General features: G+C 63.8%; 14 protein-coding genes. 8 read left to right on the top strand and 6 right to left on the bottom strand.

Annotated elements, in window-relative coordinates:
- Positions 1-48 precede the first annotated feature (48 nt).
- Positions 49-885 carry a serine O-acetyltransferase gene (gene cysE / locus CTR2_RS20230; RefSeq protein WP_087081518.1) on the bottom strand — a complete coding sequence of 279 codons (837 nt, stop codon included), beginning with the start codon at positions 883-885 and terminating at the stop codon, positions 49-51.
- A gap of 36 nt (positions 886-921) precedes the next feature.
- Positions 922-1,722, bottom strand: coding sequence for an RNA methyltransferase (locus CTR2_RS20235; RefSeq protein WP_087081516.1), 801 nt, complete (start codon positions 1,720-1,722; stop codon positions 922-924).
- A gap of 257 nt (positions 1,723-1,979) precedes the next feature.
- On the opposite strand from CTR2_RS20235, the gene CTR2_RS20240 reads away from it, so the two are divergent.
- From CTR2_RS20240 to mutS, 3 genes are all read left to right on the top strand, one after another.
- Entirely contained in the window at positions 1,980-2,900 is a 921-nt protein-coding gene (locus CTR2_RS20240; protein WP_087081514.1) for an inositol monophosphatase family protein, read from the top strand.
- Between the two features lie 183 nt (positions 2,901-3,083).
- Positions 3,084-4,157, top strand: a complete 1,074-nt coding sequence (locus CTR2_RS20245) for a sterol desaturase family protein (RefSeq protein WP_087081512.1) — start codon at positions 3,084-3,086, stop codon at positions 4,155-4,157.
- Positions 4,158-4,311: 154 nt separating this feature from the next.
- Entirely contained in the window at positions 4,312-6,930 is a 2,619-nt protein-coding gene (gene mutS / locus CTR2_RS20250; protein ID WP_217896249.1) for a DNA mismatch repair protein MutS, read from the top strand.
- A 62-nt stretch (positions 6,931-6,992) separates the two neighbouring features.
- On the opposite strand, the gene CTR2_RS20255 is transcribed toward mutS, so the two are convergent.
- Positions 6,993-8,918, bottom strand: a complete 1,926-nt coding sequence (locus CTR2_RS20255) for a methyl-accepting chemotaxis protein (protein WP_087081508.1) — start codon at positions 8,916-8,918, stop codon at positions 6,993-6,995.
- Positions 8,919-9,191: 273 nt separating this feature from the next.
- Here CTR2_RS20255 and CTR2_RS20260 point away from each other — a divergent pair, with 273 nt between their 5' ends.
- Both CTR2_RS20260 and CTR2_RS20265 read left to right on the top strand, forming a co-directional pair.
- Positions 9,192-10,175 carry a proteasome-type protease gene (locus CTR2_RS20260; RefSeq protein WP_087081506.1) on the top strand — a complete coding sequence of 328 codons (984 nt, stop codon included), beginning with the start codon at positions 9,192-9,194 and terminating at the stop codon, positions 10,173-10,175.
- A 56-nt stretch (positions 10,176-10,231) separates the two neighbouring features.
- Positions 10,232-11,107, top strand: coding sequence for an alpha/beta hydrolase (locus tag CTR2_RS20265; RefSeq protein ID WP_087081504.1), 876 nt, complete (start codon positions 10,232-10,234; stop codon positions 11,105-11,107).
- Positions 11,108-11,243: 136 nt separating this feature from the next.
- Here the strand turns inward: CTR2_RS20265 and CTR2_RS20270 are convergent, their stop codons facing one another.
- Complete coding sequence (locus CTR2_RS20270) at positions 11,244-12,068, bottom strand: undecaprenyl-diphosphate phosphatase (protein ID WP_087081502.1); 825 nt, start codon at positions 12,066-12,068, stop codon at positions 11,244-11,246.
- Positions 12,069-12,280: 212 nt separating this feature from the next.
- On the opposite strand from CTR2_RS20270, the gene CTR2_RS20275 reads away from it, so the two are divergent.
- Positions 12,281-12,559, top strand: coding sequence for a PsiF family protein (locus CTR2_RS20275; RefSeq protein WP_003052901.1), 279 nt, complete (start codon positions 12,281-12,283; stop codon positions 12,557-12,559).
- A 72-nt stretch (positions 12,560-12,631) separates the two neighbouring features.
- Here the strand turns inward: CTR2_RS20275 and CTR2_RS20280 are convergent, their stop codons facing one another.
- A complete protein-coding gene (locus CTR2_RS20280; RefSeq protein ID WP_087081500.1) occupies positions 12,632-13,891 on the bottom strand; it encodes a PepSY-associated TM helix domain-containing protein in 1,260 nt (419 codons plus the stop codon).
- Complete coding sequence (locus tag CTR2_RS20285) at positions 13,891-16,080, bottom strand: TonB-dependent receptor (protein WP_140400991.1); 2,190 nt, start codon at positions 16,078-16,080, stop codon at positions 13,891-13,893. The genes CTR2_RS20280 and CTR2_RS20285 overlap by 1 nt, the downstream gene beginning before the upstream one ends.
- A 281-nt stretch (positions 16,081-16,361) precedes the next feature.
- Between CTR2_RS20285 and CTR2_RS20290 the strand changes: the two genes are divergently transcribed.
- Positions 16,362-16,766 carry a DUF2306 domain-containing protein gene (locus CTR2_RS20290; protein ID WP_087084494.1) on the top strand — a complete coding sequence of 135 codons (405 nt, stop codon included), beginning with the start codon at positions 16,362-16,364 and terminating at the stop codon, positions 16,764-16,766.
- A gap of 36 nt (positions 16,767-16,802) precedes the next feature.
- Positions 16,803-17,087 (top strand): 2TM domain-containing protein, encoded by a 285-nt coding sequence (locus CTR2_RS20295; RefSeq protein WP_087081498.1) that lies wholly within the window; start codon positions 16,803-16,805, stop codon positions 17,085-17,087.
- Positions 17,088-17,090: the final 3 nt, after the last annotated feature.

Below are 17,090 nucleotides of genomic sequence, written 5' to 3' on the forward strand. Positions count from 1 at the left end.
ACTGGCAGAGCAGAAGCTTCAAGCGATCCATGGACAAGCGCCTGGGGTTTACTTGCCCAGAATCTGATCGATCTTGTCCTTCTGGAAGGCCTCGGGGCGCTCGGACTCGCAGGGCACACAGTCCTTTACATGGCCCTGGATCGAGAGCTTCTCGATGGCGGCCCACAGCAGTGCAATCTGCTTTTCATGGCCGGCAGCGCCTTCGGACAGAGAGCGCATGGCCTGGGCCACGGGGTCGACTTCGGCCGTCACGCCATAGGCGGTGAAGCCGCTCTTGCCGCAATCCTCGTCAATCACGGCAGCCGTTTGCGCCTTGGCCTCGACCTTGGGTGCCTGCTCATGCTCGGTCACATCGGCGCTATGCCCGGTCTTGCTGGGAATGATGCGCGCCGGAATGCCCACGGCCGTGGCACCTGCCGGCACGGGCTTGATGACCACGGCATTGCTGCCTATCTTGGCACCGTCGCCTACCTCGAAGCCGCCCAGCACCTTGGCGCCGGCACTGACCACCACGTTCTTGCCCAGCGTAGGGTGGCGCTTGGCGCCCTTGTAGAGCGAGGTACCGCCCAGGGTGACACCGTGATAGATGGTGCAGCCATCGCCCACCACGGCGGTTTCGCCGATCACGACACCCATGCCGTGATCGATGAAGACCTCGCGACCGATGACGGCACCGGGGTGGATTTCAATGCCGGTGAACCAGCGCCCCATGTGCGAGATGAAGCGCCCCAGCCATTTGAAGCCATGCGTCCAGCACCAGTGCGCAGGGCGCTGCAGCCAGATGGCGTGCAGCCCCGGATAACAGGTGATGACCTCCCAGGTGCTGCGGGCCGCGGGGTCGCGGTCAAGAATGCACTGGATGTCGGAGCGCAGGCGATCAAGCATCAAATAACAACGTGAGGAATGTTTAGCTTGTGAAGTCTAGCGGGTTGGTGGCTGGCTCTGCAGCATGGCTTTGGCAACACCGCGAAGAATATGGATTTCTTCCTGGGTCAGCTGCGCGCGGTTGAAAAGCTGGTTAAGCCTGGGCATGAGCTTCTTGGGCGCTGCCGGGTCCAGAAAGCCGATATGGGCCAGGGCCTGTTCCCAATGGCCCAGCATGCCCTGCACCTGGGCCATGTCGGCGCGATGCGCCTCGGGCGTGTGCTCAACCACGGGAAAACCACCCAGTGCCACGCGCCAGTCATAGGCAACGACCTGAATCGCCGAGCCCAGATTGAGCGAACCGAACTGCGGATTGGACGGAATCGACAGCGCCACATCACAGCGGTAGACATCGTCGTTGCTCATGCCAAAGCGCTCGCAACCGAACAGAAAGGCCACGCCCTTCTGGTTGCAGGCCGCCCCGGATGTGGGCAGGTTATCGGTCAGACCTGCGTCCACTTCAGGCACAGAGCGCGTATCGAGCTCTCCTTTCAGGAGCAACTCGAAATGCTCGCGCGGAGTGCGTGTAGGCGGGCCGAAGTCGCGTGGCGTCATCGCCGTCGCGCACATATGGCTGATGCCGTCCAGGGCTTCCTCCAGGGTGTCGACCACGCGGGCCTTGTCCAGCACATCCAGTGCGCCGCTGGCACGCTGGATGGTCTCTTCCTTGCGCAGCACGTTCTTGTAGCGCGGGCGCACCAGCACCAGGTCGTCGAAGCCCATGGTCTTGAGCGCTCGGGCAGCCGCGCCCACATTGCCGGCATGGCTGGTTTCAATCAGTACGAATCGGGTTTTCATCAACGCAGAACAATGCAAAAGGCCCCACTAGTGGCCTTGATAAGACAGCAGACTACGCGGCCAGCTCTCTCTGGCATCCGCGAGCGCCGCAGAGAAGACCCTCGGGTCGCCGGGACGAACAAGCAAAAAAAGCGCAGCCTGGGTAGAATTGCGCCCATTGTCGCCGCCCCGCATCGCCGGTCGCGGCTTTTACGTTCTTACCCGCGTAGTTCAGCCCAGTTTTGCTCCGGGCTGCATCGCCAACGCACTCACAATTTATGTCGAACTCCCTGCACCCCATGCTCAACGTGGCCATCAAGGCTGCTCGCGCCGCTGGCGCCCTCATCAACCGTGCCGCACTGGATGTGGAATCGGTGCGCGTTGCGCAAAAGCAGGTGAACGACTTTGTGACCGAGGTAGACCAGGCGGCCGAGCGCATCATCATTGAGACGCTGCTCAACGCCTACCCCCAGCATTCCATCCTGGCCGAAGAATCGGGCAGCGAGCATGGTGCCAAGAACTCCGACCATGTCTGGATCATCGATCCCCTGGACGGCACGACCAACTTCATCCACGGCTTCCCCGTGTACTGCGTGAGCATCGCCCTGGCCTACAAGGGCAAGATCGAGCACGCCGTGATCTATGACCCCAGCCGCAACGACCTGTTCACGGCCACCAAGGGTCGCGGAGCCTATCTGAACGAGCGCCGCATCCGCGTCTCCAAGCGCACCCAGCTGCGTGATTGCCTGATCTCCACAGGCTTCCCCTTCCGCCGTGGCGACAACTTCAAGCAATACATGCTGATGCTGGGCGAAGTCATGCAGCGCACCGCCGGCGTGCGTCGCCCCGGCTCCGCCGCCCTGGACCTGGCCTATGTGGCCGCCGGCTTTGCCGACGGTTTCTTTGAGTCCGGCCTGTCCATCTGGGACGTGGCTGCCGGTTCTCTGCTGGTCAGCGAAGCCGGTGGTCTGGTGGGCAACTTCACGGGTGAAGCCGACTTCCTGGAACAGCGCGAAATCCTGGCAGCCAACCCCCGCATCTATGGTTCGCTGATTCCCGTGCTGGGCAAATTCAGCAAGTTCGCCACCGCTGGCGAAAAAGCGGCTGTGCGTCAGGCTGTCAAGACTGGCGAATTCGAAGCCCCCGCCGAGGAAGGTGCCGAGGCAGTGGCCGAAGAAGGCCACAAGAACGCAGAATAAAAAAGGCGGTCGCCCCACGACTGCGGAAAGGGCCTGGTCCGGTGGACCGGGCCCTTTTTTTGCCGCAATGCAACCAACGCCTCTTGACCAAACGCAAGGGGCAGGTGGTGGAGTCTGTTTCTCTCCACAGAATCCACAAACTCTCGGTCCAGAATCTGCCCGACGACAAATGGGCAGAACAATATGATGGATTTCTTCAGCCAGCACTGGACGCTGGCCATTGACTGGGTATCCGTGCATGCGGTGACTCCCGTGGTCAACGCACTCCATATTGCCGAGGCAGCGGGCGATCCGCGCGAGATTGCCGCCGGCATTCTGATCGCGCTGCTGCAGCTGTTTCTGATCGGCTGTGTGATGCGGCCGCTGGAGAGCCTGCTTCCCGCCGAGCGCTGGGCCGACCGCCGTCACACCACGGTGGATCGCAACTACACCCTGCTCATGCTGCTGGGCCTGTTTCCGCTGTTCAGCTTTCTGATCCTCATGCCGGTCGCCCATATGCTGGGCGGCGGACCGTCCACCTCGGAAGCCAGCGGCCTCAAGGCCTGGGTACCCTGGTTTGAAGACCACCCCTATGTCTTGTTTGGCGTGTACTACGTGGTCTACGACCTCACGTATTACTGGATGCACCGCGCCCAGCACGTCATTCCCTGGTGGTGGGCCATGCACAGCATGCACCACAGCCAGCGCCAGATGAGCTGCTGGAGCAACGACCGCAGCAACTATCTGGACGGCATGCTGCAAAGCTTTGTGCTGGCCAGCGTAGGTCTGGCCATGGGTGTGGAGCCGTCCGAGTTCGCCATGCTGGGCCTGCTCAGCGAGCTGGTGCAGAACTTCTCCCATGCCAATGTAGCGCTGCGTCTGGGCTGGCTGGGCCAAATGGGCGAACGCGTGCTGGTCGGCCCGCGCTTTCACCGCAACCACCATATGCTGCGCGATGCAGAGCGCCCCGAGCGCCACAACTGCAACTTCGGCCAGGTCCTTCCCTGGTGGGATCAGTTGTTCGGCACCGCTCTCTATCACGACGAGGAACTGCGCCCCACGGGCGTGAGCGACCCGGAAGTGGATGCCGACAACGAGCGCGGCCTGATCGCCATGCAGTGGTACACCTTGAAGCGCTTCTGGGGAGCCTTCAGTTGCCGCGCGGGCTGGAGGCTGGGCGATGTGTCCTTCGGTCCGGGCTACCGCCCCATTCATGACGACGATCAAGGCTCTGGCTCTCAATCCGAGCAAGGCGTGCAGACGGTCTCTGCCAAATAGCCAAAAAACAGCCATGCTCCCTGCTATTGGGCATCACGGATAATGCAGCATTCGGCGCCCGCCCAGCACCGGCGCAGCGCCCCCTGTTTTGCATACCGCTGAAGCGATGACCCAGAAAAGCACAGAATCCCCGTCGCTGCCCTACTCCCCAGACATGGCTGACCTCTCGGCGCATACGCCGATGATGCAGCAGTACTTCAAGCTCAAAGCCGACTACCCCGACACGCTGGTTTTCTACCGCATGGGTGACTTTTACGAGCTGTTCTTTGGCGATGCCGAAAAAGTCACGCGCCTGCTGGACATCACGCTGACCACGCGCGGCCAGACCGCAGGCCAGCCCATTCCCATGGCCGGCGTGCCTTTCCACGCCCTGGAAAACTATCTGGGCCGCCTGATCAAGATGGGCGAGTCGGTGGCGATCTGCGAGCAGGTCGGCGAAATCGGCGTAGGCAAGGGTCCGGTGGAGCGCAAGGTCGTGCGCGTGGTCACGCCCGGCACACTGACGGACAGCGAACTGCTCTCTGACAAGAGCGAAGCCATTCTGCTGGCCCTGCACACCGCCGGCCGCCAGCGCGTGGGACTGGCCTGGATGGCCATGACCCAGGGCCGCATTCACATGGCCGAATGCGCGGCCGATGAACTGGGCGCCTGGCTGTCCCGCATCGCACCCAGCGAAGTGATCTACAGCGCAGGCGTCACCGAGCGCTTCGAGCAAGCCCTGTTTGCCGTCAAGCACAGCGGCGCCATCAGCTGCCCTCTGTCACCCCGCCCTGACTGGCAGTTTGACTCGGGTCTGGGCGAGCGCAAGCTGCTGGAGCTGCTGGGCGCGGCCAGCCTCAAGGCCTGGGAGGCCGAGGGTCTGCCGCTGGCCCATGGTGCCAGCGCCGCCCTGCTGTCCTATGCCGAACATACCCAGGGTCGCAACCTGACCCACATCCACGCCATCCAGGTGCAGCGTGACGACGAGCTGATTGCCCTGCCGCTGGCCACGCGCCGCAATCTGGAGCTGGTCAAGACGCTGCGCGGCGAAGATGCGCCCACGCTGTTTTCGCTGCTGGACAGCTGCATGACCGGCATGGGCAGCCGCCTGCTCAAGACCTGGCTGCTGGAGCCCGAACGCAATCGCAAGTCCGCCATGCAACGCCTGGAAGCGATTGGCGTGCTGCGCGGCACCGGGGCAGGCACGGCCCCCTGGCAAGCCCTGCGCGCCGAGCTCAAGGGCGTGAGCGATGTGGAGCGCATTACCGCCCGCATCGCCCTGCGCCAGGTGCGCCCGCGCGAGCTGGTGGGCCTGTCCAAAACGCTGGAAAAAGCGAAGCTGCTGGCGCAGTCCGGACAGGCTCCGTCGGCCTATCTGACGCAGATCTTCAGCGACCTGATTCCGCCCGAAGGCTGTGCCGAGCTGCTGGCGCGCGCTATTCATGAAGAGCCCGCAGCGCTGGTGCGTGACGGCGGCGTGATCGCCACGGGCTTTGACGCCGAGCTCGACGAGCTGCGCGCCATCCAGAACAACTGCGACGAATTTCTGCTGGAGCTGGAGGCCAAGGAAAAGCTGCTCACCGGCATTCCCAACCTGCGCGTGCAGTTCAACAAGGTGCATGGCTTCTATATCGAGGTCACCAACAGCTACAAGGATGCGGTACCCGAGCGCTTTCGCCGCCGCCAGACGCTCAAGAACGCCGAGCGTTACATCACACCCGAGCTCAAGGCTTTCGAGGACAAGGCCTTGTCGGCCCAGGAGCGAGCGCTGCAGCGCGAGAAGTTCCTGTTCGAGCAGCTGCTCGACCAGCTTCAGCCCCATGTGCCCCAGCTCACGCGCGTGGCCCAGGCGATTGCCGCACTGGACGTTCTGTGCACGCTGGCCGAGCGCTCTCTGACGCTGAACTGGGCCGAGCCGCAGTTCGTCAGCCAGCCCTGCATAGAGATCGAGGCCGGCCGCCACCCCGTGGTGGAAGCTCGCATGGCCGAGACCTCCAGCGGCAGCTTCATCGCCAACCACACGCGCATGAATCTCAACACGCGCATGCAGATCATTACCGGCCCGAACATGGGCGGTAAATCGACCTATATGCGCCAGGTGGCCTTGATCGTGCTGCTGGCCAGCATGGGCAGCTATGTGCCCGCCGGCGCCTGCCGCCTGGGACCCATCGATGCCATCCACACGCGTATCGGCGCCGCCGACGATCTGGCCAATGCCCAGTCCACCTTCATGATGGAGATGACCGAGGCCGCGCAGATTCTGCATTCGGCCACGCCCCACTCCCTGGTGCTGATGGACGAGATCGGTCGCGGCACCAGCACCTTCGACGGACTGGCCCTGGCCAGCGGCATTGCCAGCCAGTTGCACGACAAGACCAAGGCGTTCACGCTGTTTGCCACGCACTACTTCGAGCTGACCGAGCTGCCCGCCAAAGCCAAGGCCGCCGTCAACGTGCATGTCAGCGCAGCGGAGTCGGGCAGCGACATCGTGTTTCTGCACGAGATTCAGGCCGGCCCCGCCAGTCGCAGCTACGGTATCCAGGTCGCCAAGCTGGCCGGCATGCCGGCTGGCGTTCTCAACCATGCGCGCCATGCGCTGGAGGCACTCGAATCCCAGGCCGGCGAGAACGAGCTGCAGGTCAATCTGTTCGACGCACCGGAGCTGGTGGACGCAAGCGCCGCCCCCAGCCCGCTGGATCAGGCCATGGCCGACGTCAACCCCGATGCGCTGAGCCCGCGCGAAGCGCTGGAAGTGCTCTACCAGCTCAAGAAACTGAGCTCCAGCGCCGCCTAAGAACACGTTCCAAGCCTTGCGGACTCAAGCCCGGGCCTGATCTCTTCAGGCCCGGCTTGCGTTCAGGCCTCCAGCAGCTGCGGCTGCCGCTCCTGCACGGACGGGCTGCGCTGCGGTATTTCGCCCAGCTTGAAGGCCGACACCTCGCCCATCAGACGTGCGGCCTGCTCGCGCAGGCTGGTCGCTGCAGCGGCCGACTGCTCGACCAGGGCGGAGTTCTGCTGCGTGGCATCGTCAAGCCCGGCCACGGACTGGTTGATCTCGGCGATGCCGCGCCCCTGGGTCTGCGAAGCATCACTGATCTCATCGATGATCCGCGTCACCCTGGCCACGGCGTCCAGCAACTCCTGCATGGTGGCCCCCGCATGCGCCACCTGCTGCGATCCGCTGCCCACCTGGGTCACGGAGTCAGTGATGAGCTGGCGCACTTCCTTTGCAGCTTCGGCCGAGCGCTGGGCCAGGCTGCGCACCTCGGCCGCCACCACGGAAAAGCCCCGGCCCTGTTCGCCGGCACGCGCGGCCTCCACAGCTGCGTTCAGCGCCAGGATATTGGTCTGGAAGGCGATGGAGTCGATCACGCCGATGATGTCGGCAATCTTGCGCGACGAGTGGTTGATGCCCTCCATGGTCACCACCACCTGCTGGAAGGCCGCACCACCACGCTCGGCCACGCCGCGCGCCGACTGAGCCAGGTCACCCGCGCTGCGCGTGGCCTCGGTATTGGCCTGCACGCTGTCCGTCAGCACCGACAGCGATGCCGCCGTCTGCTGCAAGGCGCTGGCCGCCTGCTCGGTGCGCTGGCTCAGATCCTGGTTGCCCTGGGCCACCTCGGAGCTGGCCACGGAGATCGAATCGGCTGCCTGGCGTACGGCCCCCACCATGCGCTCCAGCGACGAGACAAAGCGGTTGAAGGCCGAGGCCAGCGCCCCCACCTCGTCATTGCTCTCCACCGGCATGCGACGGCTCAGGTCACCATGACCATCGGCAATCTCCTCCAGCATGCGCGCCGCACGTCCCACGGGTGCCGCAATCGCCCGGCTCACCAGCCAGATCACCAGCAGGCCTATGCCGCCGCCCACCAGGCCGGCCACCGCCGAGGTCAGCGCAATGGTGCGGCGCACGCCGCCCAGCACCTGGGCCTCGGGCAGCTCGGCAATCACATACAGGTCCAGCTCGGGCACGTAGGAGGAGGCAATCAGTTGGCGGCCCGAGGGTGCCTCGTACATGGCATGGGCAAAGCGCTCGCGGTTCAGCAGCGCAGCGCTGAGCCCGGCGCTGAAGCCGGGCCGGTCCTTGAGCCAGTGCTTGCCGTCCACCAACGCCGGGTCGCGGTGCACGAGAATGCTGCCGTTGCCACGCACCAGGGAGACCGAGCCGGACTCGCCCACCTGGTAGGCGCGCACGGCCTGGGCCAGCCCGTCCACCGACAGGCCCAGGCCCGCAATGCCCTGCCTGCCCTGGCCCGCATCGAAGCGGACATTGATGAACAGCATATAGGCATTGGAGCTGACATCCTTGTCGATCTCCAGCACCTGCGACTTGTCGCCGGCCAGCAGCTCGTAGAACCATTGGTCACCCTGGCCCTTGGGCGCGAGCTTGCGCACCGGCCCCTGCTCGCCAAAGTACTGGCCCGTGGTGCCCGACACCCAGAACACCGATGAGGCCCCGGCCTGCTGCTTGACCGCCTGGGCGTATCTGGCCCACGCGGCATTGCCGTCCTCGGGCTCGCCCGCGGCCTCCCAGTCCAGCACAAAGCTGTTGCCGGCCACCGACCTGGCCATGGCCAGCGGCGTGCCGATCTGGCGCAGGATGTCGTTGCGGATCTCCCCCACCACGGCCGGCAGCTCCTGCCCCACCACACGCTCACGCAGGCTGGCGCCCGTCAGCACAAAGCCGAGCGTCGTGGAAATCGCCACGAACAGCAGCAGGCAGGCCAGCATGCTGGACATGAGCTTGGTCCGTATCGACAGGTTGCGAAATGCGTGCATGGGAGGCCCTCTTCTAACCAGCTGTAAGCAAGTGTTCTATCAAGGGGCGGCATCTTCTCACGCATACAGGCGCTGCATCTCAGGGACTTCCTCAGCCCGTTCTCACACCCAGGCATGGGCGCGATACCGGCAGCAGTTACAGAGCCATAACCGGCATTATTAAAACCCTTCTAGAATCGCGTAGCAGCCTGTGTTTGAAGCTATACATTTAGAAGCACTCAGCGCTTGCTGCGCCTGACATTCATACGTTTTTCATTATTGTCTCTATCACCCATGACATACTGCGTCGCCCTCAAGCTCAACGCCGGCCTGGTGTTTCTGTCCGACTCCCGCACCAATGCCGGACTCGACCAGATCAGCACCTTCCGCAAGGTCATGCTGTACGAGCAACCGGGCGAGCGCTTCATGGTGCTGCAGTCGGCCGGCAATCTGTCCATCACCCAGTCGGTGCGCGAGCTGCTGGAGAGCTTTCAGCTGCACGACACGACCACGGACGAGATGCTGACCATCTGGAATGTGCGCAGCATGTTCGATGCCGCGCGCGTGCTGGGCGCGGCCGTGCGCCATGTGCATGAGCGCGAAGCCACGGCCCTGCAGCGCGCCGGGGTGGACTTCAATGTCTCCATGATTTTTGGCGGCCAGATCCAGGGCGAGCGCATGCGCCTGTTCCAGGTCTATTCGGCGGGCAACTTCATCGAGGCCACGGGCGAGACGCCCTACTTCCAGATCGGCGAATCCAAGTACGGCAAGCCCGTGCTGGACCGCGTCATCACCTCCGAGACCCCGCTGGACGAGGCCGCCAAGTGCGCTCTGGTGTCCATGGACAGCACGCTCAAGTCCAACCTCTCGGTAGGCCTGCCGCTGGATCTGATCGTCTACGAAAACAACCGCTTCGCCACGGACCGCATTGTCTGCCTGGACGCCGACAACCCCTATCTGCGCATGCTGCACGACAGCTGGGGCGAGCGCCTGCGCCATGTCTTCGACAGCATCGACGATCCGGCCTGGGACGGCGGCCAGACCGACACGCCGATTCGCATTCACAGCCCGCGTGCCCATCCACTGGTCAAAGTGGGAGCACCCGTTGCATCGCTCTCGGCCCATGGCCTGGGTGCAGGCAACTGCCCGCCCGCCGCTCTGCGCCAGCCCGTGGTGCCGGCTCAGGCCGGCCTGAGCATGGCCGATGAATACCAGCGACTGCAGACGGCAGAGGAGCAAGCGCGCATGCAAAGACAGGCAGGCCTTTCAAGGCGCTAAACTGATCGACGCTCCGACGCCCCTTTGGGGCGTTTTTCATATCCAGCCCGCCTCTCATGTCCCAGCCCACTGCAACAACCGGCAAGCCCAACACCCTGCCCGTGGTCTTCGCGCACGCCAACAGCTTTCCCATCGACACCTATCGCCTGCTGTTTTCCCTGCTGCGCCAGCGCGGCATCGAAGCCGGCGGCGTGCAGCGCTTCGGCCATGATCCCAAGCGCCCGGTCACCAACCACTGGCCGCATCTGGTGGACGAGCTGATCGAATGCATAGAGCAGCAGGTCGAGCGGCACGGCCAGCCGGTCTATCTGGTGGGCCACTCGCTGGGCGGCATTCTGAGTTTTCAGGCCGCCTCCAAACGCCCCGATCTGGCGCGCGGCGTGCTGCTCATCGACTCGCCCCTGCTGGGCGGCTGGAAGGCAAACGCCGTGGGCCTGGCCAAGCAGACGCAGATCGTGGCCTCGGTCTCCCCCGGCAAGATCAGCCAGCGCCGACGCACCACCTGGGCCAGCAACGAAGAGGCGCTGGAGTATTTCCGCGGCAAGAAGGCGTTTGCCCAGTGGCACCCGCAGGTGCTGCAGGACTATGTGCAGCACGGCTTGGAAGACGACCAGGGCAAGCGCAGCCTGCTGTTCAGGCGCGAGGTGGAGACCGCCATCTACAACACACTGCCCAGCAATCTCAACAACCAGCTCAGGCGTCACCCCGTGCGCTGCCCGGTGGCCTTCATCGGCGGTCGCTCGTCGGTGGAGATGCGCCAGGTGGGCATGGAGATGACACAGCGCATCACGCGCGGGCGCATCACCATGCTGGACGGCGGACATCTGTTCCCCATGGAGCGGCCCGAGGCGACCGCCGCCGCCATCGAGGCGTCGCTGCTCAATATGGAGCAGAGCATTCTGCAGAAATCCGCAGGCGGCCTCCATAAATAGATAGCTTGTACCGCCTGCTGTCTCTGATTTTCATCGTCAAAACAATCTGAAGTTCAATCGAGTCAAGCGCTGGCAGCTATGGAAAAAGCCGCTTGCAATCACGCAAGCGGCTTTTTTGTGAACAGCGCCAAGCCGCTCAATGGTGCCAGTCCACGATGCCGGTATAGGCCGTCACCAGCACGATGATGCCGAAGACGATACGGTACCAGGCAAAGGGCACAAAGCTGTTGGTGGAGATAAAGCGCAGCAGCCAGCGCACGCACAGCCAGGCGCTGATGAACGAGAAGATCAGGCCCACGGCAAACAGCGGCACATCCGCCATGGACAGCAGCGCGCGCTCCTTGTAGAGGCTGTAGACGCCCGCACCGATCAGCGTGGGCATGGCCAGGAAGAACGAGAAGTCCGTGGCCGCCTTGCGCGACAGGCCCATGAGCATGCCGCCGATGATGGTGGAGCCGCTGCGGCTGGTGCCGGGCACCAGGGCAAAGCACTGCACCAGCCCGACCTTGAGCGCATCGAGAGCGGTCATATCGTCCACCGACTGCACGCGGGTGGCAGCGGCGGGCCGGTTCTCGGCCCAGAGAATCACGAAACCGCCGAGGATGAAGGTGGTCGCCACGATGACCGGCGTGAACAGATGCTCCTGCACGTATTTGCCGAACAGCAGCGCCAGCACCACGGCAGGCAGGAAGCCGATGAAGACGTTGAGCGCGAACTTCTGCGCCTGGCGGCTGCTGGGCAGCTCCACCAGCGTGTCGCGGATCTTCTGCCAGTACACCAGCATCACGGCAAAGATGGCCCCGGTCTGGATCGCAATCTCAAACACCTTGGCCTTGCCGCCGACGAAGCCCATCAGCGACCCCGCCAGGATCAGGTGACCGGTGGAGGAAATCGGCAAGAACTCGGTCAGCCCTTCCACAATGCCCATGATGGCGGCCTTGACCAGCAATAAAGTATCCACGCGAATCGTCCTTTGGATGCAGGGTTGAAGCAAAGCCGCCCATTATCCGCTCGCCGTTTTCCCGTTCGCGCTCACAAGACCTTTTCCGGCTGCCTATCGACAGACAATCGCAAACTTTTACAAGACACGGTCGGCGCTTCTGGGCAAAGTCACGCGCTTGTGCTGCAATAGCTGCGCGCCGGTTGTCGGCGTTTTTCAAAAATCACACCATCATGAAAAAATTTGTGGTCCTGGCTGTTGTCTCCCTGGCCTGCAGCATGAGCATGGCTGCCGGCGACAAACCCAAAACCGCCCAGCAGCAGCTCATGGGCACCTGCAACACCGAAGCCACGGGCAAGAAGGGCGATGAACGCAAGGAGTTCATGAAGTCCTGCCTGTCCGACGGCAAAAAGCGTCAGCAGGAACGCATGAAGAGCTGCAATGCCGATGCCGCCGGCAAAAAGGGCGACGAGCGCAAGGCCTTCATGAGCGAGTGCCTGAAGAAGGACTGAGCTGCCTGAGCGGCTTTGCCGCTCCCGCGCAGCGCGCAATGCACAAAGCCACCGCAAGGTGGCTTTGTGGTTTCAGGCTGAGGCAGCTGCCAGGGCCGTTCGCCGGGCACGGCGCTTTTTCCACCAGATGACGACACCGGTGATGGACAGCATGGCCACCATCACACCGACCACCGATATCAGCACACGCCCGAAGGTGCCCAGAATGCGGCCACTGTGCAGCGGCAGCTGCAGCTGCACGAAGACATCGGCTCCCGTGCCATGCCAGGGACGATAGCTGCCCAGCACCTCGCCGCTTTCCGAGCTCACATAGACATTGGACAGCCCCATGCCCATGGCTCCGGTCTCGTCGTCGGGATCGAAGAAGGACACGTTGTAGAACGGGAAATCCCCGCCATACCAGATGCCTCCGGCCTCGGTCTTGATGCCCAGCTGCACCGCTTCCTTGCGCGCGATCTCGATGGCCGTGGCAAAGCCGATCTTCGGCTCGATAAAGCTGCCGAAAGGGGCCGGCTTGAGCGTCTCGTAGGGGCCGGGCGTGGTGGTCGAGACCTTGCTCATCACGGGATAGAACACCTCGCGGTAGAGATTGATCGAGAACGAGGTAAAGGCCACGACGACGATCACGCCCCAGATCCACAGCCCGCCGGCGCGGTGCAGATCGAAATTGAGCTTGTAGGCACCGGCGCCCCAGCGTATGCGCCAGGACGGCATCCAGCGCGCCCACCAGGACTTGCCGGCGGACCGGGCGGGCGCGTCCTGCGCCACGGCCGCAGCCGCCTTCTTCTTCACCGGCAGGGTCAGCACCAGCGCCCAGAAGCTGTCGGCCAGCCACAGCAGCGCGAGACCGCCCATGAACCAGTAACCCCAGCGGTTGCTGCCCGCGAACGTGGGACTGAGCAGGCTTTCATGCAGATGGCGCAGCCAGGGCATGAGATTGCGCCAGCTCAGGGCCAGGCTCTTGGAGTCGCGGTGGCCGGTGATGGCCCCCGTCACCGGGTCCACGAACACCGTGTTGTAGCCCAGCACATGGGGCTTGCCCGTGCCCTGGTCCACCAGCGGGCGCACCAGAAAGGACGCCGCCTCGCCTTCGCGCAGGCCCAGGCTCATATAGGAGATCTCGACGCGCGGGTCGGCCGCCTGCACGGCCTGGGCCAGTTGCAGCGGCGTCTGCAGCGGGCCGCGCCCTGGCGTGTGCAGCATGTCGGCGTTGAGCCAGTCGTCGATTTCATGATCCCACGAGAGCACCGCTCCCGTGAGACCGGTCATGACCAGGAAAGCCGCGAGAAACAGGCCGACCCAGCGATGAACCACGGTCCACAGAGCGCGCATCAGAAGTCCACGCTGGCGGTCAGGGAGAAGGTACGCGGTGCGCCCTGAACCAGATAGCCGTTGGTGGCGTAACCGCCGACCGAGGCCCAGTAGTTGCGGTTGGCCACGTTGTCCACGCGTGCATTCAAGGTCACCAGCTTGCCGCCGACGTCCATCAGATAGCGGGCGCCCAGATCAAAGCGGGTCCAGGCCGGCACGCGCTGGGTGTTGCCTGCATTGGCGTACTGCGCGCCGGTATACATCAGCCGTGCATTCAGTGCCAGGCCGCGCACGCCTGGCACATCCCAGTCAGCGCCGATATTGGCCTGGCTGCGGGGCACGCCCACCACGCGCTTGCCATCATTGGCGCCACTCGCCGTGGTCAGGTATTTGGCGTCCAGCAGGGTCAGGCCGCCGAGCACGCGCAGGCCCTTGACGGGCTCGCCGAACACATTGAACTCCAGACCGCGGTTACGCTGCTTGCCGAACACGCCGTAGACATTGTTCTCCACATAGGCGCTGGGCATGCTGGTGGTGAAGAAGGAGGCGCTGGCTCCGATATTGCCGCCGTCGTATTTGAGGCCCACCTCCTTCTGACGGGAGACATAGGGAGCGAACACCTGGCCAGCATTGCTGACGACCTGACCGCCATTGCTCATGGGCGCGCTGCCGCCCTTGGCCAGACCTTCGATGTAGTTGGCATAAGCCGACACCTCGGGGGTCAGCTTGAACACCAGACCCGCCACCGGCGTCACGCGGCTCTTGTCGTAGCTGCCCGAGCTTGCGCCCGTCGTGGCATCGAAGCCGTCGACCTTGATGGTCTGGTAGCGCATGCCCACCGTCAGCAGCAGGCGCTCGTCCATGAAGCCCAGGGTATCGGCCAGCGCCAGGCTGCTGGTCTTGACGCGCTCGGTCTCGCGCGGGCTGCCCAGGATGCCGCCCAGACCGGTGTAGCCAGGCGCAGGCAGGGCCACCGGGTTGTAGATGTTGTTGCTCAGGCCGGTTGCGTAGTTGTAGCCCCAGGCATTGCGCTCGCTGGAATCGAAGGCCGACAGCGAAGCCACCACCGAATGCTTGACCGCGCCGGTCTCGAACTTGCCGCGCAGGCCCAGCTCGCCGGTCTTGACGCGGTTCTTGCGCGTGTTGTCGAAGCGGTTGACCGTGGCATCGCCAGCCGCGCTGGACAGCGTCAGGCCCGACAGCGCATTGTCCTCGCTGCCCCGGCGCATGCCCACAGCGGCCCAGCCGGTCCATTGGTCGTTGAAATCGTATTCTCCGCGCACGGTGCCGAACAGGTCGCGGCTGTTGGAGTAGGTCCAGGGCTGGGCGTAGTTGGTCTTGCTGTCCGGAGCAGCCGGAATGGGCAGATTGCCCGAAGGGGTCAGCGAGGGACGCGGCGCCGTCAGCTTGTGCTCCTGCCAGCCCAGATCGGCCGACAGGCGTGCACGGCTGCTGCGCCAATCGAGCCCCAGCGAACCGACCGTGGTGTGGACCTTCTCACCGCTCACGCCGGTGCCGCCGCTGCGACGCGCAAGATTCAGGCGCACACCGGCTGCATCATCGGGGCCGAAACGGCGCGCCACATCCGCAGCGGCATAGGCCTGCCCGCCGCTGGCGCCACCCAGGGTCACACGATTGAGCGGCTCGTTGCCGGCGCGCTTGGGCACCACATTGATCAGGCCTCCCAGACCGCCGCCGCTGACGTTGCCGGCACCCGAGCCGCTGAGAAAGGCATTCGCTCCGCGGAATACTTCCACGCGCTCCACGAACTCCGACGCCATGTACTGGCGCGGCACCAGCCCGTACAGGCCGTTGTAGGCCACGTCATCGGAATACAGCACAAAGCCGCGCACGAAGTAGGCCTGCTGGAAATTCCCGAAGCCCCGCGCCGAGCGCACGCCGGCATCGTTGAGCAGCACGTCGCCCACGCTCTTGGCCTGCTGATCCTGAATCAGATCGCTGGTGTAGCTGGTGGCGGAAAACGGGGTCTCCATCATGTCCTGGTTTCCCAGCACGCCGACACGCGCGCCGCGCGCCACCTGTCCACCCGCAAAAGGCTTGGCCAGACCCTGGGCGGAAGCATCGGCGCTGGCCTCCACGGTCACGGTCTGCAGGGCAGCTTCTGATTCAGTGCTGGAAGTCTGGGCAAAAACGGTCTGCTGGCTGCACAGTGCGAGGGCAGCCAGGGAAATCGGTCGGAGCAGGAACATTATTAATGTTATTGAGAATGATTTTCAGAATCGTTAATTTTAATAATCAATCTCCTTGCCGATGCCAAACACCCTGAAATCTCAACGGAATCCAAGGCAGGCCGCAAGTCCTGAAACTGCCGTGTGATATGTGTGCGCGCACAAACAAACACAAAAAAACCAGCACACCACTCACACCTGCCGAGGTGCAACTGGCTCCCGTGTCTGGTCACTTCGTCGCAAAGCGCTGGTCGGCAGCAGGCCCGGCTTGCACAGTCATGTGCAACCACCAGGAGCCAGCCATGCAACTCACGCCATTGATTGCCTTTCACATGAGTTCCGCCATCGCGGCCACTCTGACCGGAGCCGTTGCACTCTGGGCCAGGCGCCAGGCCGGCACCCTGCCCTGGGTGCACAGAATTGCAGGCCGTGGCTTTGTGCTGCTCATGCTGACCACCGCCATCTCCGCCCTGTTCATACGCGACTTCAAGCTGCCCAACTGGGCAGGCTTCACGCCCATCCATCTGTTGATCCCCGTGACGCTGGGCGGCCTGGCGCTGTCCTTCTGGCATCTGGCCCATCGACGCATCGGCCAGCACCGCAGCATCATGCGCAAGCTGTACTTCGGCAGCTGCGTCGTCGCAGGGCTGTTCACACTGCTTCCGGGCCGCCTGCTCGGCAATCTGCTGTGGCAGCGACTGGCCTGATCCCCGCATTCATCTCAAGCACCACAAGGAAAAGACATGAACCCGATCGCTGAAGACGCTCTGTACCGCCAGGCACGCCGCCGCGCCGGCATGAAGCTGGGCTGGTATATCCATGCTGCGGCCTATGCTGCGGTGAATCTGGGCCTGATGGCCCTGGCTCTGAGCCAGGGACGGCACTGGGCCGTCTACCCGGCTCTGGGCTGGGGTCTGGGCCTGCTGATGCATGGCGCAGTAGTCTGGTTGCTGGCACCCGGCAGTCCGCTCTTTCAGCAGTTGCTGGAGCACGAGCTGAAAGCGCTGAAGCGCAGCGAAAAGCGCTAGATG

It is taken from the genome of Comamonas thiooxydans (assembly GCF_002157685.2).
GTDB lineage: Bacteria > Pseudomonadota > Gammaproteobacteria > Burkholderiales > Burkholderiaceae_C > Comamonas > Comamonas testosteroni_H.